At 57.6% G+C, this 24,512-nt stretch carries 25 protein-coding genes and 1 pseudogene; 16 read left to right on the top strand and 10 right to left on the bottom strand.

Annotation, left to right across the window (positions count from 1 at the left end; all coding sequences use genetic code 11):
- Window positions 1–23: 23 nt before the first annotated feature.
- Entirely contained in the window at window positions 24–374 is a 351-nt protein-coding gene (locus NKK51_RS26425; RefSeq protein ID WP_245273111.1) for a response regulator, read from the bottom strand.
- Window positions 375–864: 490 nt separating this feature from the next.
- On the opposite strand from NKK51_RS26425, the gene NKK51_RS26420 reads away from it, so the two are divergent.
- On the top strand, window positions 865–1,611 hold the full coding sequence (locus NKK51_RS26420) for a Crp/Fnr family transcriptional regulator (protein ID WP_352555078.1): 747 nt from the start codon (window positions 865–867) through the stop codon (window positions 1,609–1,611).
- A 460-nt stretch (window positions 1,612–2,071) separates the two neighbouring features.
- On the opposite strand, the gene NKK51_RS26415 is transcribed toward NKK51_RS26420, so the two are convergent.
- Window positions 2,072–2,314 (bottom strand): DUF982 domain-containing protein, encoded by a 243-nt coding sequence (locus NKK51_RS26415; RefSeq protein WP_023809609.1) that lies wholly within the window; start codon window positions 2,312–2,314, stop codon window positions 2,072–2,074.
- Window positions 2,314–2,544 carry a hypothetical protein gene (locus NKK51_RS26410; protein WP_023809610.1) on the bottom strand — a complete coding sequence of 77 codons (231 nt, stop codon included), beginning with the start codon at window positions 2,542–2,544 and terminating at the stop codon, window positions 2,314–2,316. The genes NKK51_RS26415 and NKK51_RS26410 overlap by 1 nt, the downstream gene beginning before the upstream one ends.
- A 1,457-nt stretch (window positions 2,545–4,001) precedes the next feature.
- Here NKK51_RS26410 and NKK51_RS26405 point away from each other — a divergent pair.
- Window positions 4,002–4,301 carry a hypothetical protein gene (locus NKK51_RS26405; protein ID WP_127291957.1) on the top strand — a complete coding sequence of 100 codons (300 nt, stop codon included), beginning with the start codon at window positions 4,002–4,004 and terminating at the stop codon, window positions 4,299–4,301.
- Between the two features lie 406 nt (window positions 4,302–4,707).
- Complete coding sequence (locus tag NKK51_RS26400; protein WP_023809614.1) at window positions 4,708–4,881, top strand: hypothetical protein; 174 nt, start codon at window positions 4,708–4,710, stop codon at window positions 4,879–4,881.
- 490 nt (window positions 4,882–5,371) lie between these two features.
- On the opposite strand, the gene NKK51_RS26395 is transcribed toward NKK51_RS26400, so the two are convergent.
- Window positions 5,372–5,560: a DUF3606 domain-containing protein gene (locus NKK51_RS26395; protein ID WP_352555077.1), complete on the bottom strand. Its 189-nt coding sequence runs from the start codon at window positions 5,558–5,560 to the stop codon at window positions 5,372–5,374.
- A gap of 111 nt (window positions 5,561–5,671) precedes the next feature.
- On the opposite strand from NKK51_RS26395, the gene NKK51_RS26390 reads away from it, so the two are divergent.
- From NKK51_RS26390 to NKK51_RS26380, 3 genes are read left to right on the top strand one after another with little or no spacing between them, the layout of a single operon-like run.
- Complete coding sequence (locus NKK51_RS26390) at window positions 5,672–6,244, top strand: ATP-dependent DNA ligase (RefSeq protein ID WP_352555076.1); 573 nt, start codon at window positions 5,672–5,674, stop codon at window positions 6,242–6,244.
- Window positions 6,245–6,251: 7 nt separating this feature from the next.
- Window positions 6,252–6,533, top strand: coding sequence for a hypothetical protein (locus NKK51_RS26385; protein WP_352555075.1), 282 nt, complete (start codon window positions 6,252–6,254; stop codon window positions 6,531–6,533).
- Window positions 6,533–6,760, top strand: a complete 228-nt coding sequence (locus NKK51_RS26380; RefSeq protein ID WP_023809616.1) for a hypothetical protein — start codon at window positions 6,533–6,535, stop codon at window positions 6,758–6,760. The genes NKK51_RS26385 and NKK51_RS26380 overlap by 1 nt, the downstream gene beginning before the upstream one ends.
- Here the strand turns inward: NKK51_RS26380 and NKK51_RS26375 are convergent.
- Window positions 6,757–7,002: pseudogene (locus NKK51_RS26375) on the bottom strand (hypothetical protein). The gene NKK51_RS26380 and the pseudogene NKK51_RS26375 overlap by 4 nt on opposite strands.
- Window positions 7,003–7,013: 11 nt before the next feature.
- Complete coding sequence (locus tag NKK51_RS26370) at window positions 7,014–7,247, bottom strand: hypothetical protein (RefSeq protein WP_023809618.1); 234 nt, start codon at window positions 7,245–7,247, stop codon at window positions 7,014–7,016.
- Window positions 7,248–7,327: 80 nt separating this feature from the next.
- Here NKK51_RS26370 and NKK51_RS26365 point away from each other — a divergent pair, with 80 nt between their 5' ends.
- Window positions 7,328–8,047, top strand: a complete 720-nt coding sequence (locus NKK51_RS26365; RefSeq protein ID WP_127291943.1) for an SOS response-associated peptidase — start codon at window positions 7,328–7,330, stop codon at window positions 8,045–8,047.
- On the opposite strand, the gene NKK51_RS26360 is transcribed toward NKK51_RS26365, so the two are convergent.
- Window positions 8,044–8,232: a hypothetical protein gene (locus NKK51_RS26360; protein ID WP_023809620.1), complete on the bottom strand. Its 189-nt coding sequence runs from the start codon at window positions 8,230–8,232 to the stop codon at window positions 8,044–8,046. The two genes, NKK51_RS26365 and NKK51_RS26360, sit on opposite strands and share 4 nt — an antisense overlap.
- Window positions 8,233–8,399: 167 nt before the next feature.
- Between NKK51_RS26360 and NKK51_RS26355 the strand changes: the two genes are divergently transcribed.
- Entirely contained in the window at window positions 8,400–8,585 is a 186-nt protein-coding gene (locus tag NKK51_RS26355; protein WP_245273113.1) for a hypothetical protein, read from the top strand.
- Window positions 8,586–9,191: 606 nt separating this feature from the next.
- On the opposite strand, the gene NKK51_RS26350 is transcribed toward NKK51_RS26355, so the two are convergent.
- Both NKK51_RS26350 and NKK51_RS26345 read right to left on the bottom strand, forming a co-directional pair.
- A complete protein-coding gene (locus tag NKK51_RS26350) occupies window positions 9,192–9,914 on the bottom strand; it encodes a Crp/Fnr family transcriptional regulator (protein WP_023809623.1) in 723 nt (240 codons plus the stop codon).
- A 561-nt stretch (window positions 9,915–10,475) separates the two neighbouring features.
- Window positions 10,476–11,918, bottom strand: a complete 1,443-nt coding sequence (locus NKK51_RS26345) for a LuxR C-terminal-related transcriptional regulator (RefSeq protein ID WP_031212654.1) — start codon at window positions 11,916–11,918, stop codon at window positions 10,476–10,478.
- 192 nt (window positions 11,919–12,110) lie between these two features.
- Here NKK51_RS26345 and NKK51_RS26340 point away from each other — a divergent pair, with 192 nt between their 5' ends.
- Together NKK51_RS26340 and ligD are read left to right on the top strand one after the other, a co-directional pair.
- Window positions 12,111–12,485, top strand: a complete 375-nt coding sequence (locus NKK51_RS26340; RefSeq protein WP_031212655.1) for a hypothetical protein — start codon at window positions 12,111–12,113, stop codon at window positions 12,483–12,485.
- A gap of 424 nt (window positions 12,486–12,909) precedes the next feature.
- Window positions 12,910–14,682: a DNA ligase D gene (ligD, locus tag NKK51_RS26335; RefSeq protein WP_023809626.1), complete on the top strand. Its 1,773-nt coding sequence runs from the start codon at window positions 12,910–12,912 to the stop codon at window positions 14,680–14,682.
- Window positions 14,683–14,732: 50 nt separating this feature from the next.
- Here ligD and xth read toward each other — a convergent pair whose 3' ends face one another.
- Entirely contained in the window at window positions 14,733–15,530 is a 798-nt protein-coding gene (xth, locus tag NKK51_RS26330; protein WP_023809627.1) for an exodeoxyribonuclease III, read from the bottom strand.
- Window positions 15,531–16,081: 551 nt separating this feature from the next.
- Between xth and NKK51_RS26325 the strand changes: the two genes are divergently transcribed.
- The 6 genes from NKK51_RS26325 to NKK51_RS26300 all read left to right on the top strand — a co-directional run bounded on the left by NKK51_RS26325 (window position 16,082) and on the right by NKK51_RS26300 (window position 24,503).
- Complete coding sequence (locus NKK51_RS26325) at window positions 16,082–17,251, top strand: fasciclin domain-containing protein (RefSeq protein WP_352443095.1); 1,170 nt, start codon at window positions 16,082–16,084, stop codon at window positions 17,249–17,251.
- A gap of 914 nt (window positions 17,252–18,165) precedes the next feature.
- Complete coding sequence (locus NKK51_RS26320; protein WP_023809629.1) at window positions 18,166–19,803, top strand: methyl-accepting chemotaxis protein; 1,638 nt, start codon at window positions 18,166–18,168, stop codon at window positions 19,801–19,803.
- Between the two features lie 23 nt (window positions 19,804–19,826).
- Entirely contained in the window at window positions 19,827–20,294 is a 468-nt protein-coding gene (locus NKK51_RS26315; RefSeq protein WP_127297589.1) for a chemotaxis protein CheW, read from the top strand.
- A complete protein-coding gene (locus NKK51_RS26310; protein WP_023809631.1) occupies window positions 20,291–21,529 on the top strand; it encodes a CheR family methyltransferase in 1,239 nt (412 codons plus the stop codon). Before NKK51_RS26315 ends, NKK51_RS26310 begins: the two co-directional genes overlap by 4 nt.
- Window positions 21,529–22,233, top strand: coding sequence for a chemotaxis protein CheW (locus NKK51_RS26305; protein WP_127297588.1), 705 nt, complete (start codon window positions 21,529–21,531; stop codon window positions 22,231–22,233). Before NKK51_RS26310 ends, NKK51_RS26305 begins: the two co-directional genes overlap by 1 nt.
- Window positions 22,230–24,503: a hybrid sensor histidine kinase/response regulator gene (locus NKK51_RS26300; protein WP_023809633.1), complete on the top strand. Its 2,274-nt coding sequence runs from the start codon at window positions 22,230–22,232 to the stop codon at window positions 24,501–24,503. The genes NKK51_RS26305 and NKK51_RS26300 overlap by 4 nt, the downstream gene beginning before the upstream one ends.
- Window positions 24,504–24,512 lie beyond the last annotated feature (9 nt).

Raw genomic sequence — 24,512 nt, 5'->3', positions numbered from 1 at the left:
ACTAACCAGCTACCACCTCGCAGCTATTCTGAGGCAGGTAGCTGCTTCACGCTCTCTTGATTGAGGAGAGTTGCCAGCCCGATAATGATCTGCGGCATAACAAACGGCTTGGTGATCATCAGGCTGTTGGGCACTCCAAGCGACGGCCAGTCGTCCGCGCCATCGCCGCTCATGTATATCACTGGCATAGTGGGATTGACGGTTCGGAGGTGTCTGGCCACATCCCACCCGGTTCGGCCGTCTCCAAGCCTGATATCTGTGAGCAGAGCCGCAACTCGCTCCGGCTCACGATCAAAAATTGCAATGGCTTCAAGGCCCTTTGAGACGGGAATCACCTCAAACCCGGCCTCCCGGAGGGAGCTTTCGATGTCCAAGAGAATGATGCTTTCATCTCCACAACCAGTACGGAAACCGACGGCATTGAAAGGTATGCCTCCCTGAGTATTCCTCGGCAATTCAACGGCCGCAGGCCCGAAAATGCTCCTTAGACAATAACATATGTTAATGCGGCGAAAGCGGGCTGGGACTCGGAGGGCGCAGCCGAAAGGGAGGAGCCTCACGCAAAACAGTCATTTAGATAGGAACTTATAAACATATGTTATAGTTTGGAGGGTTCTGAGTGGTAGGTCATAGGGGAGCACGATTTGAGGTCTGACTCGAGCGTCGCCTTGTCCCAAGGCTTATCGGAGAGACAGACATCACAGAGGCGCAAGCCCTGGAGTTGATATCGCTTCTAGGAGCGAATTGGTCCTCCCTGATGCGGGAGGCCAAAGGCATCAAGCACAATCTAAGGTCACCAACCATGCCGCCCTCGAGAACATTAGCGCCCCCAGCAAGTTAGGGCCAACCCCAAACAGGTTCTTGATGGCACAGGCTCCCTCTTCGAACATTTTAATCCGCAAGCTCCAGACCATCTCGGAACTCGCACCGTCAGATATTGCGCTCTTGGGGAACATCTCGATTCAGGAGAAGGAATATCATGCCAACGAAGACATTCTGCGCGAGGGCGACAAACCGACCCTTTCCTTCGTCGTTCTGGACGGCTTGATAGGCTCGACCAAACTAACCGGCGACGGCAAGCGTCAGATTTCCTCCTTTTTTGTTCCGGGCGACATTCCCGACCTGCATGGTTTGCATTTGTCGGTCTTGGATTCCACTTTCACACCTTTCATGCCGACGCGGGTGGGCTTCATGCGGCATGACGCTCTTCACGATATTTGCGACCAGCACCCTTCGATAACGAGAATGTTTTGGCGCTCGACGGTGATCGATGCGGCGATTTATCGAGAGTGGGTCACCAACGTCGGGAGACGCGACGCCTATGCTCGTATGGCTCACCTTCTTTGCGAACTGATAGTCCGCCTGCACTCCGTGGGCCGCATTGAGGATCGTGTGGCCCACCTTCCGATCACGCAGGCTGCACTTGGCGACGCACTTGGGCTTTCCACCGTGCACGTGAACCGGGTGCTTCAGGAACTTAGACGCGACGGTCTGATATCCACAGTTGGCTCGCGTTTTCATGCGACCGACTGGGCAGGGCTCGTCCGCGCTGCAGATTTTGACTCTACCTATCTGCACCAAAGGGCTGCGCAAACAGGTGCCGATTTCTGAGCCTGCTGGCTCGCTCATAATCCGTTCAGCCAAGCCCTTCGCGATCCGCCGGTCACAGCTTGACGAACCCGACCGCAGACATAAAATAGCGACGGCATGACTTCTCAAAGATACGACCTCAGGAAGGAGCCCGACGAAACCTGGACGGTGTTTGACGTGTTCACTGGGCAGCCAGCAGACGCGTGGGGCGCTCCGGCGGAGTATCTTGACGAGGAGTATTCCCGCGATCTCGTCAGCGTTCTGAATCTTGTCGACCTGAAGCGAAGGGCCGCCCCAGGTAACCTCTAAGTACGACTGCCTAGGAGCGCCTGATAGCGTCGAAATTCCGCAAAGTCACCGTTCTGCGGGCGCCACCTGACATGGTGGAGAGGCTGAGCGGGCCGTGCTAAGGGCGAACCCGAAGCCTTAAAGGCGCTGGTCAATTCGCCGCCGCCATAGCTACCAGACCCGCATAACGTTGTTAATCCGGCAGCAGCATCTCCTCTTGGTCGGCCGCAGCCTCGAACAGTAGCCGGAAGTCACCAATCGGCATTTTGCCATCCATCGCAGACAGACATGCCTCCGCCGCCGACCGCCACTTTGGGCCACGGTTGGACCACTTCAATAGTTCCTCGGCGGCAGTGCCGATACGGCTGATCCCAAGGCGGAATCCCGGTCGGTCGGTTTTGACGTAGACAGGCGGGTTGAACCAACGATGGGGCATCAGGGTTCGCGCACGTCGAACGCGACGAATAGCTGCCAAATGGAGGCTGTATTGACGATCATTTCGACTAGTTGGCAGTCGGTTTCACGAAGGTCACGGCCGCGCTCGCGCACCAATGCAATGGTCGCCTTCACGGAAATTATGTCGCCCGGTAGATAGCCCAACAGGGCCTCGCGAACCAGCTCCTTGGCCGCTAGCTGCGCAGGCCAAACAGGTGCTTGAATGTCCATCCCATCCTCCCAGAGAGACAGAACCTCAATGACCCATTCTGTGGTGCACTTTCCGAAAAAGGCAAGGGCCGGAAACGTACAAAGCAGGTTCTGAAGGGCGCCAATCCCTTAGATCTGCGCCTTGCGCTTGAGGGCATTGCTGGGCGCTCTTGATCGTGCCAGCACACGTGCGGAGGGTCGGCATTTCGTATCTCCTAGCGGTTTGTTCGGCCCTGTGAGAGCCTGGGCCACTGGTCGGATTGAGGGTCGTGCCGGTGATCTGCCAAACATTTACCCGGACGGAGAATGCTCCCCTTCGAGATGTGTAATCCGAAAGATCGTCGGGTTACGGTCGCAAAGCGCGCCGCCAAACTGCGCCCACAAGCGTTCGCACTCTCTTGCCCTAGACTCGGGGTGCCCGGTTCGCCATAGAAGATCATGGCTCCGCGAACATCGTATCCAAGCACCGAAGCGTTGGCCACCAACTGAATGGCCATACCCAAGGTGATGGGACCGATTTTGGCCTCAGTTTTAGTGGAGAGGTCGACCACACCAAACACTTCCGCATTGACGCCTCTGCCAGCCAAAACGGCCGTCGAGATCGCATTATTCGCGGAAAGAAGCATTCGATTAGTCGCCCGTTGAAACGGCTCTACCAACTCTCAAAGGCAAGGTTTGCTCCCGATCACCCGACCTATCGCAGGTGGGGCGCCTTCGGCTGCAACAATCAACTGAATCAGGCGGCATCTCTCATTTCTGCGTCGTTGACGGGAAACTCCTGGAAAGACAGGCCACTCCGTCGAGCCCAATTCCGCTCAACATCGAGGAGTTCATTCTCACCAGTCAAGCCGTTCATAAACAGTCTGAGTACGTGTGCAGCTATGCGCTCACCGTCCTGCGAAGCAACACGTACACCGCGCTCTTTGCAGACCGTCCGACAAACATGGGCAAGCACCATAATATCGCTCGGCTCCAAAAACCGACCTGGATATAACATACCGTCCTCCCTGGGAAAGCTACATTGAGCTTCTGATTACATAGGGTCACCGGCAGCCACAATTAACTATGATAGTCGTTTACTCGACTCTGCAGAAATTTGAGCTGCCCACCAAAACGCATCGGGCATAGCGCCACTACGGCACCGAGGTACGGGCTATTCAGGACACGCGAGGTGCCTCCGAGCTTAGAATTTTAGGCAAGCTTCGCTTCTTCGCGTGAGAGATCCACCATAATCCGCAGGCAGTGCACTGTGAACTCTCCCCCGAAAGACCGATAGCAGCGGCGCAATTGTGTGGATCCGCGCTGTTTAGCCCATTCACTCGACGATGTTCAGGACGCTCGTTCTATGACAGCGACGCGCTTGGCCTCCCCTCATCGCTCCGCAAGCGGGGCGGGCGCCTTGATTAGTCATTTTTCTGGGAACCCTCGTTTCGCAGCGAAGTTCGGTACCGAAGGGACGTTCCGAGATGGAGTTGATCATGAAACAGGTTCTTTTCGCTTCAGCCATTATGGCACTGTCAACTGGCCTCGCCTTTGCGCAATCGACCACCACGACCACAGGCGGATCGTCGAGCTCGACAACCAAGACAATGCCGAGCACTACGACCGATCAGGGGACGGATTCGACCACCACGAGTGGAACGAACTCGAACTCCGCCAAGGACTGCGCTCCGGGTCAACAAACTGGTAGCGCCAAGCAGGCCGCGCCAGGTCAACAGGATACCGATGCTAACTCGGCTGCTCCTGGCCAGGTGAAGAAGACCACGGAAGGCTGCTGACCTGACCTGTCCCAGGTTGATGCATAGCGGTCGATTCTCAGGATGTCGCCGCATTGGAAAAACCCGTCGTGCTAGGCCGGCACGGCGGGTTGACGCAGGACTATAGTCTTGCATTTCGCAGCGAAGGTCCAAGCTGTGCCAGTTGGTTCTCTGCTTGTCCAACGGCCGTTCCATTACATTAGTTAGTCGACATATATGTTATCGCCGCCTGCAAGCTGTGCCATGTTGGTTCACCCTAGTGGCACCTGTTTTGCATCGCCCGCGACAGCAGGGGAAAACCAACACCCCAGCGAGTCCCGTTATCCCTGGGACGGCCTGCCGCTGCCGTGAATGGGGCGGCGGGCTTTTTTCTTATTCGATGAAACGAACGGTCATGCCGTGAGTTGGCTTCCCAAAGGAGGAGCCGATGAAAAAGGAAGGCGATGGGCGTGTAGACAAAGGCAATCAGCAACTGCTTGCCCGTCGTTTGTCTGAAGAAGTCGGCATTTCAGAACCTGAGGCGCGCGCTCTGATCAAGCTTATCGGCACGGACTGGAATTCCCTACTTCGTGAAGCCCGATTCTTGAAGGAGCGTCATTAGAAGTCCGCCGCCTATTGGGGCGCCGGCGGCGGACCTGTTAAGCGGCTACATCCTTGGGAATCGACCGCTCGTAGGTTAATGTGCCACTTGGAGGCCAGTTCCATGTAATTGCACAGCGGCAAGAGCATGCGACTTCCGCTTTATCCGGCATAGGCCATCAGGCGTAATTGTAGCGACGCCATTGTCTAGTATCATATGGGGCCTGGTCATTAGGCCCACCCTCGTGCCCAGCATGGTCGGCACGGTCACTCAACTCGATGCTTCGGCTGCTTGATCGTGCCGACTCCTGCCCGACGTCTGCTACTGCCGGTGGAAAGAGCCGGTTCCAAGGGCTGGTGCCCTGGCAATTCATGCCAAGCGACTTGGCGTAGGTCGCGCATGTCGACCTGCTGGCCGCACGTGGGGCAGGTGTAGAAATTCTCCCGCTCGTCGGCTGGCTCGCCGCCGTGCTGCCTGCCGGGGATGGGTGGTCCAAGGTCGGATAGCTTGGTCATCTACTGCCCAGCGCTTTTGCTTCTCGTTCTAGCGTCTCACGGTCGTTGCCGTGCTTTGTGATAAGTTCACGCACCTCGGGGATCGTAAGCTGAAACTTGCTGGCGAGATAACCGACCTCATATTCTTCGTCGCCTGATACCCGGTCGCGGTCGCGGAAATCACGCTTGCTCTTGTCGTCGGCCATTGGTGTTGCTCCTAGAGGTTGTTGATCCGCAACGCGCACCGGGTCGCATTGTTCATCCTTCTTGGAACTATTTTAGCTAAAGCTGATTGAATCGCGGGTGTGGGTCAGTTGATGCGTTTGAAGTTCATCAAGCCGATGGAGCCGGAGCTTGTCGATAACCCGCCAGAGGGTGACGACTGGATTCACGAGATAAAGTTCGACGGCTATCGCACGCAGATCATCAAGGACGAAGACGGCATCCGAGTGCTGACGAGGAGAGGGTACGACTGGACTGCACGCTACCAGATCCTTGCCGACCAAGCCGCCGCGATTGAAGCCGACGACTTCATCATTGAGGGTGAAGCCATCGTGGTTGATGAGGCTGGACGCTCCGATTTCCATGCGCTGCAGTCGGCGGTCAGCAGCCGCGAGACCTATCAGGACTATTATCTCGTCGCCTTCGATTTGCTGCACCTAAACGGCCACGACCTCCGCAGCATGCCGCTCGAGGATCGGCGCGAGATCCTGCAGGGAATGATCGAGGCCGGCGGCCGCATCCAATTCAGCGAGGCGATGCCCGGCACGGGCGACGCGGTTTACTACCTTGCCGACCAGACTGGACAAGAAGGCATCGTCTCGAAGCGCCGGGACAGTCTCTATCGCAGCGGCCCGACGATGAACTGGCGCAATCAAGTGCTACGATGAAAAGGAGATGGACATCATCGGCGTTCAGCGTGATCCGGGCCAGGCGGCAAGGGTTCTTATGGCTGACAACGGCCGCTATCTCGGCACCGCCAACGTCAATTTCAAATTCGACAAACGCAAGCGCCTCTGGGACCGCGTGCAGGGCAAGGTGGGCGGCCCTGTGCCGAAAGGCCTGAAGAGAGACAAGGCGGAATGGCTGAAGCCGGGTCTTGTCGGCCGCGTGAAGTTCCTGAAAGGTGAGGAGCAACTACGCCACGCGAAGCTGCTCGATTACCGGGAGGAGGAATAATGGCGGTCGCCAAGAAAGATCAGGAGCGCATCACCTATGCCTGGATGTATGGCTCCCAAGCGCGCAAGGACGGTAAGGAGCGCTCAGTGCCGGAGTATTGGGAAGAACAGGCCGACGCTTGGCTGCAGGGTTTTGATGACCATCCTTTGGCCGACGCCGGCAAGGTCAAGCCTGTCAGTGAGCAGATGGAAGCGGAAGTCGATGAGGCCGGCGTCAGCGAGCATTAGAGCGGCTTGCCGGCGCGCATCATGGCCCGCGCAATCGCGAGCTGCGTTTCCGTCCTGGCGTTCTCTTTCTGCGTCATGTTGTCGGCGGCGATGAGCCGTTTCAATGCCCGCAATATCTCGCCCCGCGTCCATCCCGCCTCTATCATGCAATCGACAATCGCCTGAAATCCGGGCTCCATTGCCTCCTAGCAGTCAATTGCCCGGTCCTGATATTCGTCCTGTCTCCTGGGTGGATTGATCATGCGCTGCATTCTCAGTTGGCGGGGCCTTTGGGCATCGTCTCGGACGTAGTTCCGTCGAGAAGATCGAGAAACGAGTGCATCGCCTTCACCATCATCCGCGCACCGTTTTCGTTTAATGTGAAGGATCGCTTCCCCTCATCAGTCAACAGCCCGACCAGGCAGACCTTGGGATTGTCGCGGTCGTCGATATCGATTGTGACGCCCGATACCCCTGGCAGCATCACGTCCTTTTGCTTCTTAGGCATCACTACGACAGCCTTGACTCGTTCTCACTCTGTTCCCATTTTGGGCAGGCCTCGATCCTTGTCAATGAGACGACCCTAAAATGTGTGGACGCGTTTTCGTAAAATCGACAATCCCGGACATGGTGCGGCGCTTCGAGTTCGCGCACCCCGGCGACATCGAGCGCTTGGGCAACGGGTTCCCGATCTGGAACGGTGCGCCCAGCCTGACCTATCCAATCATTATCCGCGAAGAGCTTTCCACGAGCATGGCCGGTTTCGTTTCTGCGAAGTGGGGACTTGTTCCCGGCTGGGCGCGCGATGGCGGCGGCCGTCCGCCGCCTGTCAATGCGCGCTACGAGACCATTGCCAGCAATGGCATGTTCCGAAAGGCATATGCCGCGCGCCGCTGCCTGGTGCCTGTCGACGGCTATTTCGAATGGCAAAAGCTCGACCCTTCGGGCAAGAAAAAACAGGCTTACGCTATCGCCATGAAGGATGACGATCCTTTTGCCATGGCTGGAATCTGGGAAGAATATGCCGACAAGGCGACCGGCGAGTTGATCCGGACCTTCGCTGTCGCCACCTGCGAGCCAAATACGTTGATGGCGACGATCCATGATCGCATGCCGGTTATTCTGGCGCCGGCCGATTACATGCGCTGGCTCGGGCCGGAAACAGATCCTCGCGACCTCATGAAGCCCTATCCATCCGACCTCATGAAGATGTGGCCGATCGACAGCAAGGTCGGGAAACCAAGCAACAACACGCCCGACATCATCGACGAGATCGGTTTGGGGCCGACCGATTTGTTCGACGTCTAGAGATACTGATCGCCGTCGCCGCGGTGCTCATAGCAGAACCAATGTGATTCCCTGCGCGGCCGGGCAAAGCCCCAGCCGGCGACCTTGCCACAACCGTTACGCTCACATGTGTGGCCAAGCACCTTCACGTGGTCGCGCTGTGCCGGCGTCATGCCTTCGGCTAGTCTCGCTGGTTCGTCGCTCATGGCAGAAAGATTCCACAGTCAGACTTGACGGGCAAGGAAAATGTTCCTTTTCTGTTCTCATGGCACACGAACCGATCGACACGCTGGGCAAAGCGACCCGGCACAACATGCTTGTGAAAGCGGAATGCAGCTGCGGCAATGTCCGCTACTGCCGATCGGCCGACCTGATGATGGTCTACGGCGGCGGCGTCGATCCGCAGACGCTGAAGTTCAATTGCAGCCGGTGCCAACCTCAGATCAAGATCACGCTGCTGGAGGTGCATCCAGAGCACTTGCCGAAGCGTCTGCTGATCCACAAACCGATGAAGATCGACGGCAAGATCACCTGGCATACCGAGCGCTTCAAAGGATGACGAAGACCCTCGCCGATACGTTGGCCGCGCGCGAATGCCTCTATGTAAATTGCGGGCATGCTATGTGCTGCAAGTCCATCAAGCTCGACATCCATGCGCTGATAGATCGCCTCGGGCCAGATCACGGATCGATGCACTGGGACCTGGTCGAGCTTTTTGGCTGCTCGGATTGCAAGGCTGCGGGTCGCGACCATCGACCGGTGTTCTTCACATGTATTCCCGATTACGAGGGTCAGCAACGGAAGCGCAATCGCGAATGGGAGCCGACTTTCGATGGTGAGTAACAGGTAGCCGCGCGGCAGGGCATGGGAGCGTACCGGCAGCATGTGGAGTTGTTGGGCTGTGCGGCGCTGGCCAAGCAGACATCAGGTCCGCCGCCTAACACACACATGGCCATTCTTCCAGGCGCAGTTAAGGTGTGGTCCCGGAAGCCAAGGCCTGTGTGTGCGTCCGTCGGCCATTCCCTACGGTTGGGTAGAGTCATTGTGCTTGGCAATTTTCTCCAAGAGCTTACGTGAGGCTTCGAGGATAAGGCGTGTTACGGCGACTCGTCGGCAGGCTAGCCGCTGTGCTGGTCGGATAGCTTCGTCATGGCTATTTAGTGGTTTACGTCCGGCATGCGATGGTCTTAACGAGCAGTACGTATTCGGCCTCTGGCTTGCCGTAGGTGCCATTTGAGCAGGCCGCAAGGCCGCTGCGGTCCCTAATACGCACTTCGCCCCGCCGAGAATAGATGAGCCCGCGTCCTTCCAGCATTTGAAGCCCAACGGTAACTCCTGGCCGTCTTGCTCCAAGCATGACGGCGAGAAACTCATGGGTGATCGCAAGGCGTTCGCCGTGGATCCGATCGTCACACATCAGAAGCCAACGCGCCAAACGCTCTTCAAGGTTTGATTTGGCGTTGATCAGGGCCGTATAGCTGGTCTGAATGTGGAAGTAGTGGACATAGCGTAACAGGAACAGGCGCAATGTTGGGCTGTTCGCAAGAGCATCCTTGAAGGGCTCGGTTCCGATCCGGAAAGCGCTACCGGGCGACTGAACGTAACATTCATGCGGGGCATAGTCAGCGCCCATCACGAGCGCGGCACCGGTCATTCCCTCAAAACCGACAAGTCCAACCTCGGCCTCCTTGCCTGAAGCCGTCGCGACCACAGAAGCGATGCCGTCCTCCAGGAAGTAAACCGTCTCGATCTCTGAATCGGCTTTCTCTAAGGTCATCTTCAGCTTGAGGGCACACGGCTCAAGATGTGGCTGCAAAAGCGCCAGGTCACCAGGGTTAAGCCGACGCAGCAATTCGTTTTTATAGGAATCGTTCTGTGGATTGGTCATAGCTCAATCCCACTTGGGGCAAGAGCTTTCCAATCTCCTTGCCGTCCGCGCCCGTAAACACGTGCAGACGATTTGGCGAACTTACGCCCTCTGGCGCGCGATTGACAGTGAAATGCAAACTGATGCACGGCGTCCCCTCAGCCGCCGAATTACAAAACAGGGTGTACAAATTTAAAGGGTTGGAATCGTACAGAACTCTGCTTCGTACGAATCCAACAATTTGCGATAGCGGCCAACGAGCCGGCTTGATGTGCACCGGGAAGGAAGCAACTCTGGGGCGGCCTCGGTTTTGGCGGCACGATCAACTGGGCCGACGACAGGTTCTCGGCTTTCGGCGAAGCCATCGCCCGGACGGGCCTCAAAGACTTCGGTGACAGTCATGTACTGACCGGCTCGCTCGGCTTGCGCGTCAAGTGGTGAGTTGCTTGGCTCTTACAAGCTGATGTAGATCATCGTTGAGCGTCGGCTGTTTGGAGTTGCAGAGCTGAAGCTGCCATTCAGCTTCCGGCCCCAATGCTGCCGAGGAGCAATGCGCCTCTGAGGTGACCAGGAGTGAAGAAGCTATGCCAAACCCGCACGACGGGCGCCTTCTCTGATTGCAGCAGTGGCGACAGGATTGGTAACCGGATAGGTTCTGATGAACACCTCAGCCGTGAAATTCGGGAACTCGTCCTTCAGTCGCGAATTGATCCTGGCGACCTGAGGCGTTTCATTGAGCATCGCATGAGCCATTGCCACAAACAGAAGTGTGGCGGGCGAATCTGGCGCAGATTGACGTAGCGCGACCAGGGATTCACGGTAAAAGCCTAGAACGTAGCTGCATCGCGCAAGCATTCCATAATACCAAGGAACATAAGGATTTAGCCGGACCGCTCGCTTGGCCAGTTCGTAGCCACGCTTCGGGTCGCTACCAACAAGAGCAAGGCTACCCGCAAGAAAGGCAAGTGAGTCCGCGTCATTTGGAGCAGCCACCGACACTCGGTCATGTTCTTCGACAGCAGCTTCGACATCGCCCTGCAATGCCCGAAGATCGGCAAGCATTATGCGGGCGTAAATGTCGGCCGGATCGAGCGCCAGCGCTTGCTTGACACATTTGCTCCAGCTCTCGATCGAGCCGGAAAGGTTGTCGGTAAACCCGTTGATGGCTTCCACAGCATGCGCAAGTGCCAGCGCGGTCCAAGCTCTTGCTAGACCCGGGTCGAGTTCGATCGCACGCGCCAGTAGCCGTATCGCCTCCTTGTTCGACTCACGGGTGAAAAGGTGCTTCTGCTCAAGCCCAAGCAGATAGCAGTCATAGGCCTGCAAACTTGCTGGAGCCTTCCGACGAGCAGCATCGCGTCGCAGATTGGCGAGCTGACCGTGGCAAGTTGCAAGGACATTGATGACGTTTTCGGTCACGCTGTCCAGCATCGCAAACAGGTTGTTCGCGGAACGATCGTAACGCATCGTCCAGACATCGACCCCTGTGTGGGCGTCGACGAGTTGGACGCGGATGCGCACCCGCTGCCCGTCCACTTGAAAACTTCCCTCGATCACATAGTCGGCATTCAACTCTCGTCCGAGAGCTCGCACGTCAACACGCCGTCCCTTGTAGGAAAGCATTGTTTGGCGGGCGATCACCGCAAGGTCCCGGTAGCGAGAGAGATCAACTATGAGGTCCGCCGACAAACCATCAGCGATACGAGTCCAGCGTTCTTCTCCGCTTAGATTGTCGAACGGGAGAACTGCGAGGACCGGCGGACCCGGCTCGTCGGTCGAAAGACTTCCGGGTGGTGCATGGCTGCGGTCCTGCTGGCGGTGATCGGCAAGTAACCCAGCAAGCGCCACTTTACTGCGAACATCGAGCTTCCGATAAATGGCCGAAAGATGGGTCCGAACGGTGGTAGGCGCTATGAAGAGTGTTTCGCCAATTTCGCGATAAGTCATTCCCTCCGCAAACTTTGCCGCGACCATCAACTCCCGATCCGATAAGCCGGCGAGAGGATTGCCTACGGGGCGAAGCATCGTTCCATTTTCCTTGCTGCCGACCTGTGGCCAGAACCCGATGGCCTTACATCAGGATGAAAATACTACAGATGCGATATCGAAAACACTGCATTTGCACGATTCCATGCGACGGGTCAGCATCCTAGTCTCTGCAGGTGGGCAGGTTAGGTTGCTTGGCAGGCCTGGTCGATTTAGAACACGGAGGGCTCCATGACAAAGTTGCCTGTCTTGACCGTACTACTGGTGCTTTTGGTGTCGGCGGGGCCATGCTTGTCCGAAGGTACCCAAACCGACAGCAAACTGACTTCGGAAGAAACGGTGAAAGCTGCCAGCGCTGAACTGTATTCCGACATTCTCGTGCGAGCATGCAGGAACGGATGGCGGTATCCGCGCAGCTACATTGAAAACGGATTCAGGCGCCACCTGGCGGAGCTGAAACTGCAGCTTGTCGATCAGGGTTACACTGTCGTACCCGACATGACCGCGAATGATCCGCAGGTCCAAAGAACGATATCGAGGACCAAACGCCGTCTGGTTGGCTCGCGCCAATTCAGCTGTTCCCACCCATACTGGCGCGATGAATGACTCCAACGCGACGGTGTGCAATCTGATAGCCTGATTTCCGGCGGTTCTCCCCAGGTTGGAAGGATGGCGTTGACGAATGGCAGGTTGTTATTCCGGGAGGAGTGACACTCCTCCTGGGGCTGTAAACAACTTCATGGAATGACCGCTCTTCGGCTGCGTGGCTCCGCAAGCTGCCGATCCGCTCCCGGCCCAAAAGCCGAGCTAGCCTCAGTTGGCCCTTAGTAGGCGAGTGATAGCCCAATTTTCCTGCAACGAAGACCCGCTAGGCCCGCTGACCGACGAAGAAAGTGCGATTTCTCCTGTCGTTGATCTCCCTTGCAGCCGGCTGGCCCAGGATTGCCGGTGCAAGCAGTCGAACATGCTATTTCGCTAAAACCTGGAACCTATTGGTGCACTGAGCCTTGAGTCGCGGTTCGGAGGGTGCATGAGTAAGGCAGCAAACGGGCTCTCTTTCGTCGAGTTTCAGTCGCCGACTCTGGTCGCAACGGCGCCCGAGGGCAGCGAATGGATTCACGAGATCAAGTACGATGGCTACCGCACTGAGCTGATCATGCAGCGTGGCAAAGCACGGGCCTTCACGCGCCGTGGCTACGACTGGTCGCATCGATACCGCCGGATAGTTGAAGCAGCGGCGGGCTTGCCGGTGAGGACCGCGATCATCGATGGGGAGGCTGTCGTTCTCGGCGACACCGGCCTTCCGGATTACCAAGCCCTGGAAAGAGAGTTGGGCAATCCAGATTCCGCGAGACTCATCTTTTATGCGTTCGACCTGCTGCACCTTAACGGGCGCGATCTTCGGCAACTGCCATTGGTGAAGCGCAAGGCAGCCCTGGAGAGGCTACTGGAGAACACCGCGCCGACACTGACCTATGCCGAACATCTGGAGGTAAGCGGCAAGGATGTGTTTCAACATGCCTGCCGGATGGGGTTGGAGGGGATCGTATCCAAGCGCGTCGATGCGACCTACGGCTCGGGGGTTCAGACCAGTTGGTTGAAGGTAAAGTGCATCAAGAGCGACACCTTCCCTATCGTGGCTTTCGTAGAGAAACTCGGTGCTCACCCGCGCCGCATTGCATCGCTTTATATCGGGCGCCGCGAGGGCAACCGACTGCTCTATGCCGGGAAGGCTCGCAGCGGGTACACCTTGAGCGCTGCGAAACTTGTGCGAGAGCGGCTTGACCCGCTGATCATCAGCAAGTCGCCTTTGTCAGAGCCGATTGTGAAGCCGAAAGCGACTTGGGTGAAACCACACGTGCTGGCCGAGGTCCAGTTCAGCGGCGTCACCGATCGCGGGGTGCTGCGCGAGGCAGTGTTCAAGGGTTTGCGCGAAGACCTCGTGCCAATCCCGGCCAAGCCTCAAGCGCCATCAAAGCGACGCGGGCCAACCCGGAAACATGGCGTTCCCAGTGAAAACATCCTGCAACTGCTGCCAGACGCTGTCTCGCCCTCCAAGGACGAGCTTGCGCGTTACTGGGAGAGGGTTGCGGATCATGCCCTGGTTCATCTCGGCCACAGACCGCTGAAGCTGGTCCGCCATGCTCATGGCGCGACCTTCTATCACAAAGGCGCACTGCCGCAGATCCCGGCGGCAGTGCATCAATTGCGGCTGCAGAAGCGCGAGGGTGGCGAAGGTGTGCGCGTGTGGGTGGACGACCTTGCCGGTTTGCTGGGACTGGTCGAGATGGATGCGGTAGAGCTGCATCCCTGGAACGCCACCGTCGACGATATCGAACATGCCGACCGTATTGTTCTGGACCTTGACCCCGGCGAGGGCGTGGAGTGGGAGCAAGTCATCGAGGCCGCACTGGCGCTCCGCGACATCCTGGAAGCGGAAGGGCTGGAGAGCTGGCCGAAGGTTACTGGCGGCAAAGGCATTCACCTGATGGTCCCGCTGGAGAGCAAGATCACGCACGACAGCGGCCGCCTCTTGGCCAGGTCCTTCGCCAATCGGCTCGCTGAAGCGCATCCGGACCGCTATCTACTTTCGGCCTCGCCGTCGGCTCGAACAGGCCGCATCTTCATTGATTACCTCCGCAATGGTCGGGGCAGCACTGCGGTGGGCGCCTTCTCGCCACGGGCGCGCCGCGGTTTTCCAATCGCCCATCCGGTGACCTGGAGCCAGGTTGAGGCAGCCATCCGTCCAGATGCCTTCACGATCGACCGTCCGTTCAGGGCGGCCCTCAGAAAAGCTGCGTGAGCGCAAACGCCGGAAATGAAGAGTGCTCGCCGGAGACATCCCGAATGAGATCACGTCGTGTCTTTGCCGGACCGGCCGAGTTCTATCCAGGCTGGCGCATGATCACTCGGCTTTTCCCAACCGCGCACGTCAGCGTCAACGCCGGCGTCACACAACCTGTCCGAAAGGGATGGGCTGACCAGAAGATGATCCATCCTCAGGCCGGAACTTCGATCATAGCGACCCTGGTAGGAGAAGTTCCAATAGGTGTAGACGCCTTTCTCCGGGTGGATGCGGCGGACGCCATCGGTCCAGCCGCCATCAAGCATTTCGGCATAGGCTTGCCGGCTCTCCGGAAAGTAGACTGCATCGCCTAACCAACGTTGCGGCACCACGGCATCGATCGGGGTGGGCACGACATTGTAGTCGCCGCAGAGAATGCTTGGGACGCCTTCCCTGAGCAGCAGCTTGCCGTAGCTGATCAGGCGGTCGAACCAGCGCAGCTTATACTCGAATTTCGGGCCAGGAGCGGGATTGCCGTTGGGCAGGTAGAGGCAGCCGACGACGATCCCATCCACCTCAGCCTCAATATATCGGCTGTGCGTGTCGTCAGGATCGCCCGGGAGCCCACGACGGCGCTCCAACGGCTCTTTTCCACGAGCGAGTATGGCTACGCCGTTGTAGGACTTTTGCCCGTGCCAGATTGCGCCGTAGCCGGCGTCCCTGATGGCTTCGGCGGGGAATTTCTCATCCGAGGTCTTCAATTCCTGAAGGCACACGACGTCATAGTCGGTCTGACCCAGCCACTTGATGAGCACAGGCAGGCGGCCGTTCACACCGTTGACGTTGAATGTTGCGATGCGGGTCATCAGGAGCTCTCTCCAAAACTCTTCACGCGGTATCAAGGTGAATGGCTCAGCAGTTGATCCCTCACTACGCTGCACAGGAAGACCGCATGCCGTCGGACCCTCTGCCATCAGATTTCGACATCGTTGATCCTCTCGGCTCCTTTTAACCGCCGAGCGTGGGGAAAGTTCAAGATGACAGCGATAGGATGAGTCCGGCCGAACTCGAGCGAAACTCTCAGGCAGGTGCGATGCGGCCCTCGACTGACTGAATGTCTGAAATGCGCCTCGAAGCCGACATCAAGAGTCGGCGTGCCGAACGTCCTGCCTGGCAGAGAGCGAACAGGCAGCTTACGGTATGATGATCCTCAGACGGGGCCGTTCGCGGCCCCTAAACTCGCGTTGAAAATCCTTGGCGCGCCATTGCAGTAGTGATGTCACCGCCTCCCGCAGTTTCATTGGTGGCGCAATCGTAAGGCCAAACGTCCAAAGAACTGCGCCTTGGGCAAATAGCCAAGGTCACTTATCAAAACTGATGGTTATGATAAATTCGCTCTCTCTGGGCGGAGTTTGGCATGAAGCGTCGACTGATTTTTGCAGTGTGCATCCTGATAAGTCAGGTGGCGGTCGGAAACGCCCAGACGGTTGAGACGGCGGTAGCACGCGCCCAGACGACTTCCGACAACAATATCATCCAGAATGCCGCTCTTTCCAAGGACTACACCACCCTTATAGCAGCTGTGAAAGCGGCCGGGCTGGTTGAGACGTTGGAGGGTAAAGGCCCGTTCACTGTTCTCGCGCCGACAGACGCCGCATTTGCAAGATTGCAGCAAGGTGCAGTGCAGGTTCTTCTTGCGCCCGAAGCTAAAAACGAACTCTCCAAAATCCTAAAGTGTCATGTGATTTCCGGAGATCTGAGTACCGACGCGATCCTCGCTGAGATAGCCGCGAACAACGGAGCCTACTCGGTCGACACAATCGGGGGATGCTCTCTCACTTTTCGGGCGGCAGGAAGCAATATTTCTGTAACGGACCAATTTGGCGACATTGCCAGTCTCGTTGCCAGCGACGTGAAACAGACGAACGGCTTGGTCTACGCGGTCGACAAAGTACTTTCGCCCGGCGCTCCAGACACCTCTCACGAAATTCACGCCTCTAGGATCTTTGCCGGACCGAACGAATATCCACCCACTAATTTCGCGGCTTATGGGATTCTGGCATTCAAATCGAAAGTTACCATCTACGACCAGGAACGGCAAAAGATGCTGTGCGAGGCGTTTGTGAATGCCGTCCTGCCGTCGTCGTCGCTCGTCGTCCCTACAGCGGCCCAAATGGTAACGGTATGGCCGATGGACAGCGCCGAGCATGCAAAGGCCGCAACCAAGGCGAACATAACCAGGACCTGCGACGAAGCCCTTCAGGATTATGGACTGGCTGTTTCGCAAAAGGCAGTCCGCGATGCAGTTGCAAGCGGCGTTGCTGTCGACGGCGACGGGCCTTTTCTGATTGCGTGGGCACCGCCGACGCAAATCGGAAAGCCTGGTGCTGTGGTTCTTAAAGCCGACCTTTCAACAGTGACCGAATACAAGATGGCAAGTGACATCATGCACCGGTGGGTAGTGGAAATTGAAAACAGGCCCGAGCTTTGGAGATCGGGAACGTTCGATAGAAGCTTGATCGCAACAGCTCGCGAGTGGGCGGATCACTACGGGTCCCTGATCTTTTCAGTCGTCGGTGTAAAGTGACGCCCTTCCTAGATTTCATAGCCGGGTTCGGTGTGTCCGGAGTGGTGGGATTGGTGCTTGGGCTCATTGCGATGACGATCATTGCGCCAAACACCACTGGTGGAGCGTTGCTAATCATTTTTGTTGGGATAGCAGTGGGGATTATTTTCGGCGCGATTTACCGCTCATTTAGACCAGCTAAGACGCCACCCGAAACGAAACAGTGAAATTTGCTGAGTACACGAAACGCGCTGGACTAAAAAAAAGATATTGAGTAAAAAAGCCGCCGAAGCGGGTTTTTCGTTATCAAATACTAGCCAAAAGCGCGGGGCCGAGGATCATTACCTCCGGCGGCCTGTCTGGAGGCAAAGCGCGGGAATATTCGAGGCCGCCCAGAGCGATCTGCAGGGCATTTGCTGATCCAGCAGAGCCGGGAGATCGGACTGAAGGCACGGATATTTGATGTGATTCTGTACCTCTTCTCAAGCAGCGTTCTGACGGTCGCTGGCGCAGACAGACCGTCAGAACGCCGATCATCACGATGTACGCTTTTGGACGCGGCAAATGTCGACCTTCTGGCCGAAATGAGGCGCATTGCAGACTGGCGACTCTGGGCCGCAAGCGGGAGGTCGGCTTTCGGGCATCGAGCTGACCTAAGCAGTCATTCAACTCATGGCCACAAGTAGCTCATACACGCTCCTCTTGACGCGGCGTGCCACCCTAGCCGATGTCGGGCTGATGTGCGTGGACGGCAGGACGTCCTTGACCACCGCTTCTGGCGCCGCCGATTGGCGAGCCGCCTCTCCATCATTTGCGATGGAACGGAAAAGAAACCATTCAGCATCAGACTGCCGCTTTTCGACGCACCTTTTCGAATACGTCGGAACGAGCGCTTGTCGCGCAGCCCACGATGCCCCCATTGGTGAACCGGTTCCATGAAGAGTCTGACAATACGCCACCGCATCCTCGTCAGTTTCGCTGCCGTTCTGGTGGTCATGTCCGTGATAGCCGTCATGGCGTACGCCTGGTTTCTTCAGGCGGGCCAGGAGGCGACTGAGGTCGAGAAGGGCATCCTACCGGACCTTTATCACAGCACCGAGATCATGACGGGCCAGATGGCGGCCCATAGTCTGCTTCAGGAATTTGCCCTTCAGGAAAACCCGTCGGACAGAAGCACGCTTGAAAGCGCGATCACGACCAATCGCGACCAAGTGCAGCGATCGATGGACGACTATGAGGCAACAATCGTCTCCGACATCGACAAGCAGAATTATGCACTCGTCAAAGAACTCGCCAACCAATTCCGTCTGGCTGAAACTGCTGTGCTGGACACAAGCCGGGCTGCCTTGTCGAAAGGTGAAACTCCCAATGAAAGCCCGGCCCTCAAGAACACCGTAGAGCCGATTTTTGTAAAATTGCAGTCCGCTCTGCAGGCCATGGTTGAGGATCATAGAGGCGAGGCAAACAGTGCGACCCAGCGGATCAGCTCGATCGTTAGAACGGCCGAAGTCGGTTTGAGTGTTGGCTTGTTGGTAGCCCTCGGGCTAGCCCTTCTTTTGGGTTACCAACTGTTTCGCGCCATTACAGGTCCGCTCACCCGTTTGGTCAACGCGGTTCAATTGATGCGGCAAGGCGACTTCAGCGAACGCCTCGATCTGATGCGCCGAGACGAATTCAGTGTGCTTGCCGACGGCTTCAACGCAATGGCGGACGATCTCACAACCCTCATTGGTCAGGTTCAAAGGTCCAGCATACAGGTCGGCACGTCGATAACTGAGATCGCCGCCACCTCCAAGCAACAGCAGGCAACTGCGACTGAAATCGCAGCGACCACAACAGAAATCCGCGCGACAGCCAAGGAAATCTCCGCCACATCAAACGAGCTGGTCCGCACGATGAACGAGGTCTCCACAGTTGCCGAACAAACGGCTGCCGTCGCCGGCGGAGGTCAAGCCGGGCTGACCCGTATGGAAGAAACCATGCAGCAAGTCATGGAAGCGGCCGGCGCGATCAATTCCAAACTCGCGATCTTGAGTGAGAAAGCCGGCAGCATCAATCAGGTGGTGACGACCATCACAAAAGTCGCCGATCAGACGAATCTGTTGTCGCTCAACGCTTCCATCGAGGCTGAGAAGGCAGGCCAATATGGCCGGGGTTTTGCAGTTGTAGCGACGGAAATCCGAAGGCTCGCGGACCAGACGGCTGTCTCCACCTACGATATTGAGCAGATGGTCAAGGACATCCAGTCGGCAGTCGCGGCCGGGGTGATGGGCATGGACAAGTTTTCCGAGCAGGTCCGCCGGGGTATGCAGGAAATCCAGCAGGTCGGCGGGCAACTCTTCGATATCATTCAGCAGGTTCAGGGGCTGGTGCCACGTTTCGAAGTCGCCAATGAAGGCATGCAAGCACAGGCGACCGGCGCGGGGCAGATCAGCGACACGCTAACCCAGCTAAGCGAGGCAGCTCAGCAAACAGTCGAATCCCTTCAACAATCGACGCTCGCGATCGACGAGCTCAATCAAGTCTCAGGCGGCATGCGAAGTAGCATTTCGAGGTTCAAGCTGCGAGCATAGCGAGTCGGCAGTAGGAGGTGACAATGCTATTCCTCGCCTTCAGCATGGGTCCGGATCGCTACTTGATCGATGTCCACCAAATTGAAGAGGTGCTGCCCTATTTCGATGTGAAAGTTCTTCCGGGTGCGCCAACTGGTGTGGTGGGTTTGGTCAGCTATAACGGAATACCCATCCCTCTGATCGATGTTACCCATCTTGCGCTTGGCCGGCCATCGGAGCGCCTATTGAGCACCCGGATCGTTGTGACGCGCTATCCGGCGCATGATGGCGAGCAACGCCTGCTGGGGCTGATCGCGGAACGGGTGACGGATACGCTCGAGCGACACCCTGCCGATTTCGCGCCGTTCGGACTTGAACAAGGAACCCCGCCCTATCTTGGGCCGGTGGCTTCCGATGGTTCGGAGATCATTCAGTGGGTCAAAGTGGAAGCGCTGCTTTCGGAAGAGATTCGTACCGCTTTGCTCCGCCAGGCCGCAATAGGTGATCAATGACCGGCGCAATAGAAAAGCTCCTGATGGAAACCATCGGACTGGACAGTGCCAGTGTTGGTCCGACAGTGGTTCGTCAGGCGGTCAGAGACCGGATGGAAGCATGCCGGATAACCAACCCTCAGGCCTATAGGGAACACTTGACCGTTTCCTCGCAGGAGCTGCAGGAGCTGATCAATGCGGTGGTGATCCCAGAGACCTGGTTCTTTCGCGACCGAGAAGCGTTCACGATGCTGGCGCGGCATGCGCGCGTGCACAAGCCTGCTCAGCCGATAAGAGTCCTGAGCCTGCCATGTTCAACCGGCGAAGAGGCTTATTCGGTCGCCATGGCGATGTTCGATGCCGGCTTTGAGGCGCACGAGTTCAAGATCGATGGCGTGGACGTCAGCAGTCGCAATATCGCCACGGCTGAACGCGCCATCTATGGGCGCAATTCGTTTCGCGGGAGCCATCTCGAATTTAAAGATCGCTATTTCGAAGCGGCTGAGGGCGGGTTGCGGCCTATTGCTGGGGTGCTGAAACAGGTTCGGTTCAGGGTAGGAAACCTGTTCGGCTCTCGCGCTTTCGGGCAAGAGGTCTATGACATCCTGCTTTGCCGCAATTTGCTGATCTACTTCAATCGAGAGCTGCAGGATCGCGCATTGAGCTGCCTGAAGGACCTGCTGGCCAAGGACGGACTTCTTCTGGTCGGTCCGGCGGAAGCAGCTCTTCCAAGGTTGCATGGCTTTATTTCCGCTGAATGGCCATTGGCCTTTGCCTTTCTGAAATCGGAGGCCGTCAAGACCACGGCGCCGAAAGTTCCGGCCGCCGTCCCGGTGCGGGCGCCAAGCCCGAAGGTCAACAAGAGCGAGCCTCTTCTTCCGTTCCGACCGACAATTGGCAATGAAGGCCGTAGGCAGGCTCCGACCAAGCCGCTTGCACAGGCCTCGGAAAGCCTCATCGCGGTTGAACGGATCGCCAATGCAGGACGGGTAAAGGAGGCACAGGAGGTCGCCCTGGCGCATCTCAAGGAATTCGGTCCTTCCGCGGAAATCTTCTACCTGCTGGGCCTCGTCCAAGATGCGGATGGTTCTGCACCCGAAGCCGCGCGAAGTTATCGCAAGGCGCTCTATCTCGCACCAAATCATCGAGAAGCTCTCGTCCATCTGGCCTTGCTGCTTAGCAAGCAAGGCGACCATAACGGCGCCGAGGCGCTGGCCGGCCGGCTGGGTCGGGTCCAGAAAAGGAGCGGCGGCTGATGGCGGCTTCGACAAAGATCGCTCAGCCGGTGGAGGAGATTGCAATCGACGACTGCTGGCGGCAAATAGGCGTACGGGGCGACAAGTCATGTCCGCTACTGGAGCAGCATCTCCACTGCCGGAATTGCCCGACCTACAAGAAGATTGCACGACGCCTTCTTGACCGTGCAGCGCCCTCGGCATACCGCGACGAATGGCATGATAACGCTGATCGTGCAGGGATCCATTCGACAGACAGCGACGCGCTGCAGACGGCCGTTCTCTTCCGTTTGGGGGACGAATGGCTTGCACTGCCGGTCGGTATTTTTCATGAAGTGGCTGAATCTCGTCGCGTTCATTCACTTCCACACCGCAGGAACAGTGCACTGCTCGGTATTGCGAATGTCCGTGGTGAATTGCTCATTTGCCTGTCCCTGGCCGAATTGCTCGGGATAGACGAGCGCAAGGAGGGGGAACAAGGCACACGCACCAAGGTATTTCGCCGCCTAGTCGTGGTAGGCGAGCACGACAAGCGGGTTGCTTTTACGGTTGACGAGATCCACGGCTTACATCGGTACCAAGAACGCGACACTCTCGATGTTCCGGCCACGATTGGCAAGGCAGTGTCGGCCGCTACAGTTGCCGTGCTGCCGTGGCAGGGACGAGCCGTTGGCTGTCTCGATCCACGACAACTGCTCACGATGCTTGACCGGAGCATCGCATGACAGATGGAGACTTCAGCCAGGTTTCGATGCTCACCCTCTTCCAGGCCGAACTGGAGACGCAGTCACAGGCTCTAACCTCTGGGCTTCTGGCACTCGAACGCGATCCTATCGCCCCCGACGCCCTGGAAGCATGCATGCGTGCCGCGCATTCCCTGAAAGGAGCTGCCCGCATCATCGACTTGATGCCTGCGGTCAAAGTTGCAAATGCGATGGAAGACTGTCTGGTCGCAGCGCAACGTGGGCATCTGAGGGTGCGACGGGAGCATATAGATGCGCTTCTGCAGGGCTCTGACCTTTTGAAATTGATCGCATCGGGATCATCGAGCGAGAGTGCCAACTCAGAAGTAGAAAGCTTTCTCGCGAAGTTCGAGGAATTGTCCCTCCCCGAGGCAAAGCCCGGGACCCAAGATTCTGCAGCTGATTTCGCAACTCCAGACCATGCCCAGGAGCAACTGGCGACGACCTCTTCAGCGAACGTCCTAGTTGCGGCGGTACCGCAAGCGCACGGCAGCATCGGCTCTGATAGAATGGTCCGGGTGACGGCAGACAGCCTGAACCGATTGCTCGGGTTGGCTGGCGAGTCGCTGATGGAAGCTCGGCGGCTCAGGCCATTCGCTGATGGGCTGCTACGGCTGAAGCGACTTCAATCGGACCTCGCAAGTGCGTTCGACAATCTTCATGCAGTGCTGCCGCCGGTTTTAAACCATGCGGCGGTGATGGAGGCGCTGGCTGAGGCGCAGCGAAAGCTTCGGTTAAACCAAGCGTTCCTGGCGGAGCGTCTCGATGAATTGGATTCAGTTGATCGGAAAGCGACCGATCTTGCCAACAGGTTGTACGACGAAACGTTGGCGAGCCGGATGCGGCCTTTTGAGGACGGCGTGCGACACTATGCGAGAACGATCCGCGACCTCGGTCGTACCCTTGGCAAGCGGGTGCGACTGGAGATTGTAGGCGGCTCGACCGGCATCGACCGCGATATTCTCGAGCAGCTTGATGCCCCTTTGGGGCATCTCCTGCGCAACGCTGTAGACCATGGGCTTGAACCGCCTGAGGAGCGCATCGCGATGGGGAAACCCGAAGAGGGGCTCATCAGGCTCGAAGCGAGGCATAATGCCGGGCTGCTGCAGATAGCCGTGGTGGACGACGGCAGGGGGGTCGAGCTCTCGAAGCTGCGCGAGACCGTCGTCGCCCGGCAACTTGCAACCAGGGAAAGTGCTGACACACTCAGCGAAACCGAATTGCTCGCATTCCTGTTTCTGCCAGGCTTTTCGATGAAAGCGGGCCTTACCGACGTCTCCGGTCGCGGTGTGGGGCTTGATGCAGTGCAAGCCATGACGAAGGAAGTCCGGGGAGTCGCAAGCGTCTCCTCAGAATTTGGGCACGGAACCCGATTTCAACTGCAATTGCCGCTGACGTTGTCGGTCCTGCGCACGCTGCTCGTCGATGTTGATGGGGAGCCCTATGCTTTTCCACTCGCTGCCATTTCCAAGACTTTGAAACTGCAGCGGACGCAGATCAATCTCCTGCAGGGCCGGCCACATTTTCGATTGAATGATCGACAGATCGGGCTGGTCACCGCGCGCGAGGTGCTGGATCGAGGTGAGCCCGGATCGGAACCGAACGAACTCTCGGTCGTCGTCGTGGATGCGGGTCGGGGCGATGCGTACGGCCTGATCGTCGACCGTTTTCTCGGGGAACGCGAGTTGGTGATCAGACCTCTGGACCCACGGTTTGCCAAGATCAAGGACATCAGCGCAGCAGCCCTGATGGAAGACGGTTCGCCTGTTCTGATCTTCGACGTCGACGATCTGATCCGATCGGTGGAGAAGCTTGCATCATCCAGCGGACTTCGAACTCTTCGGCGCGCCGCGGGCGGTCCCGAAGCGAGCAGGCGCAAGCGCGTGCTCGTGATTGACGATTCACTGACGGTTCGCGAACTCCAGCGCAAGATGCTGGGCAATTACGGTTATGAGGTCGAAGTTGCGGTCGACGGTATGGACGGGTGGAATGCCGTCCGGTCTGGTCCTTTCGATCTCGTCGTCACCGACATCGACATGCCTCGTATGGATGGCATCGAGCTGGTGAGTTCGATCAGAAAGGACGCTCATCTTAAGAACACACCCATCATGATCGTGTCATACAAGGATCGGGAAGAAGATCGCGCGCGCGGGCTCGACGCAGGTGCGGACTATTATCTGACCAAGAGTAGCTTTCAGGACGAGGCGCTGATCCATGCCGTCGTGGACATGATTGGCGAGGCGGTTGAATGAGAACGAGAT

This window comes from Mesorhizobium sp. M0011, from assembly GCF_040324155.1.
Lineage (GTDB): Bacteria > Pseudomonadota > Alphaproteobacteria > Rhizobiales > Rhizobiaceae > Mesorhizobium.
The sequence above is the reverse complement of the archived record's forward strand: the minus strand, read 5'-3'. Positions and strand labels throughout refer to the sequence as shown.

Bases quoted from the DNA above. Each gene is read 5' to 3' on its own strand.
- NKK51_RS26420 (WP_352555078.1), top strand. From the start codon at position 865: ATGGCACAGGCTCCCTCTTCGAACATTTTAATCCGCAAGCTCCAGACC.
- NKK51_RS26415 (WP_023809609.1), bottom strand. From the start codon at position 2,314: ATGCCCCATCGTTGGTTCAACCCGCCTGTCTACGTCAAAACCGACCGA.
- NKK51_RS26410 (WP_023809610.1), bottom strand. From the start codon at position 2,544: ATGGACATTCAAGCACCTGTTTGGCCTGCGCAGCTAGCGGCCAAGGAG.
- NKK51_RS26405 (WP_127291957.1), top strand. From the start codon at position 4,002: ATGAAACAGGTTCTTTTCGCTTCAGCCATTATGGCACTGTCAACTGGC.
- NKK51_RS26400 (WP_023809614.1), top strand. From the start codon at position 4,708: ATGAAAAAGGAAGGCGATGGGCGTGTAGACAAAGGCAATCAGCAACTG.
- NKK51_RS26395 (WP_352555077.1), bottom strand. From the start codon at position 5,560: ATGGCCGACGACAAGAGCAAGCGTGATTTCCGCGACCGCGACCGGGTA.
- NKK51_RS26390 (WP_352555076.1), top strand. From the start codon at position 5,672: ATGCGTTTGAAGTTCATCAAGCCGATGGAGCCGGAGCTTGTCGATAAC.
- NKK51_RS26385 (WP_352555075.1), top strand. From the start codon at position 6,252: ATGGACATCATCGGCGTTCAGCGTGATCCGGGCCAGGCGGCAAGGGTT.
- NKK51_RS26380 (WP_023809616.1), top strand. From the start codon at position 6,533: ATGGCGGTCGCCAAGAAAGATCAGGAGCGCATCACCTATGCCTGGATG.
- NKK51_RS26370 (WP_023809618.1), bottom strand. From the start codon at position 7,247: ATGCCTAAGAAGCAAAAGGACGTGATGCTGCCAGGGGTATCGGGCGTC.
- NKK51_RS26365 (WP_127291943.1), top strand. From the start codon at position 7,328: ATGTGTGGACGCGTTTTCGTAAAATCGACAATCCCGGACATGGTGCGG.
- NKK51_RS26360 (WP_023809620.1), bottom strand. From the start codon at position 8,232: ATGAGCGACGAACCAGCGAGACTAGCCGAAGGCATGACGCCGGCACAG.
- NKK51_RS26355 (WP_245273113.1), top strand. From the start codon at position 8,400: ATGATGGTCTACGGCGGCGGCGTCGATCCGCAGACGCTGAAGTTCAAT.
- NKK51_RS26350 (WP_023809623.1), bottom strand. From the start codon at position 9,914: ATGACCAATCCACAGAACGATTCCTATAAAAACGAATTGCTGCGTCGG.
- NKK51_RS26345 (WP_031212654.1), bottom strand. From the start codon at position 11,918: ATGCTTCGCCCCGTAGGCAATCCTCTCGCCGGCTTATCGGATCGGGAG.
- NKK51_RS26340 (WP_031212655.1), top strand. From the start codon at position 12,111: ATGACAAAGTTGCCTGTCTTGACCGTACTACTGGTGCTTTTGGTGTCG.
- ligD (WP_023809626.1), top strand. From the start codon at position 12,910: ATGAGTAAGGCAGCAAACGGGCTCTCTTTCGTCGAGTTTCAGTCGCCG.
- xth (WP_023809627.1), bottom strand. From the start codon at position 15,530: ATGACCCGCATCGCAACATTCAACGTCAACGGTGTGAACGGCCGCCTG.
- NKK51_RS26325 (WP_352443095.1), top strand. From the start codon at position 16,082: ATGAAGCGTCGACTGATTTTTGCAGTGTGCATCCTGATAAGTCAGGTG.
- NKK51_RS26320 (WP_023809629.1), top strand. From the start codon at position 18,166: ATGAAGAGTCTGACAATACGCCACCGCATCCTCGTCAGTTTCGCTGCC.
- NKK51_RS26315 (WP_127297589.1), top strand. From the start codon at position 19,827: ATGCTATTCCTCGCCTTCAGCATGGGTCCGGATCGCTACTTGATCGAT.
- NKK51_RS26310 (WP_023809631.1), top strand. From the start codon at position 20,291: ATGACCGGCGCAATAGAAAAGCTCCTGATGGAAACCATCGGACTGGAC.
- NKK51_RS26305 (WP_127297588.1), top strand. From the start codon at position 21,529: ATGGCGGCTTCGACAAAGATCGCTCAGCCGGTGGAGGAGATTGCAATC.
- NKK51_RS26300 (WP_023809633.1), top strand. From the start codon at position 22,230: ATGACAGATGGAGACTTCAGCCAGGTTTCGATGCTCACCCTCTTCCAG.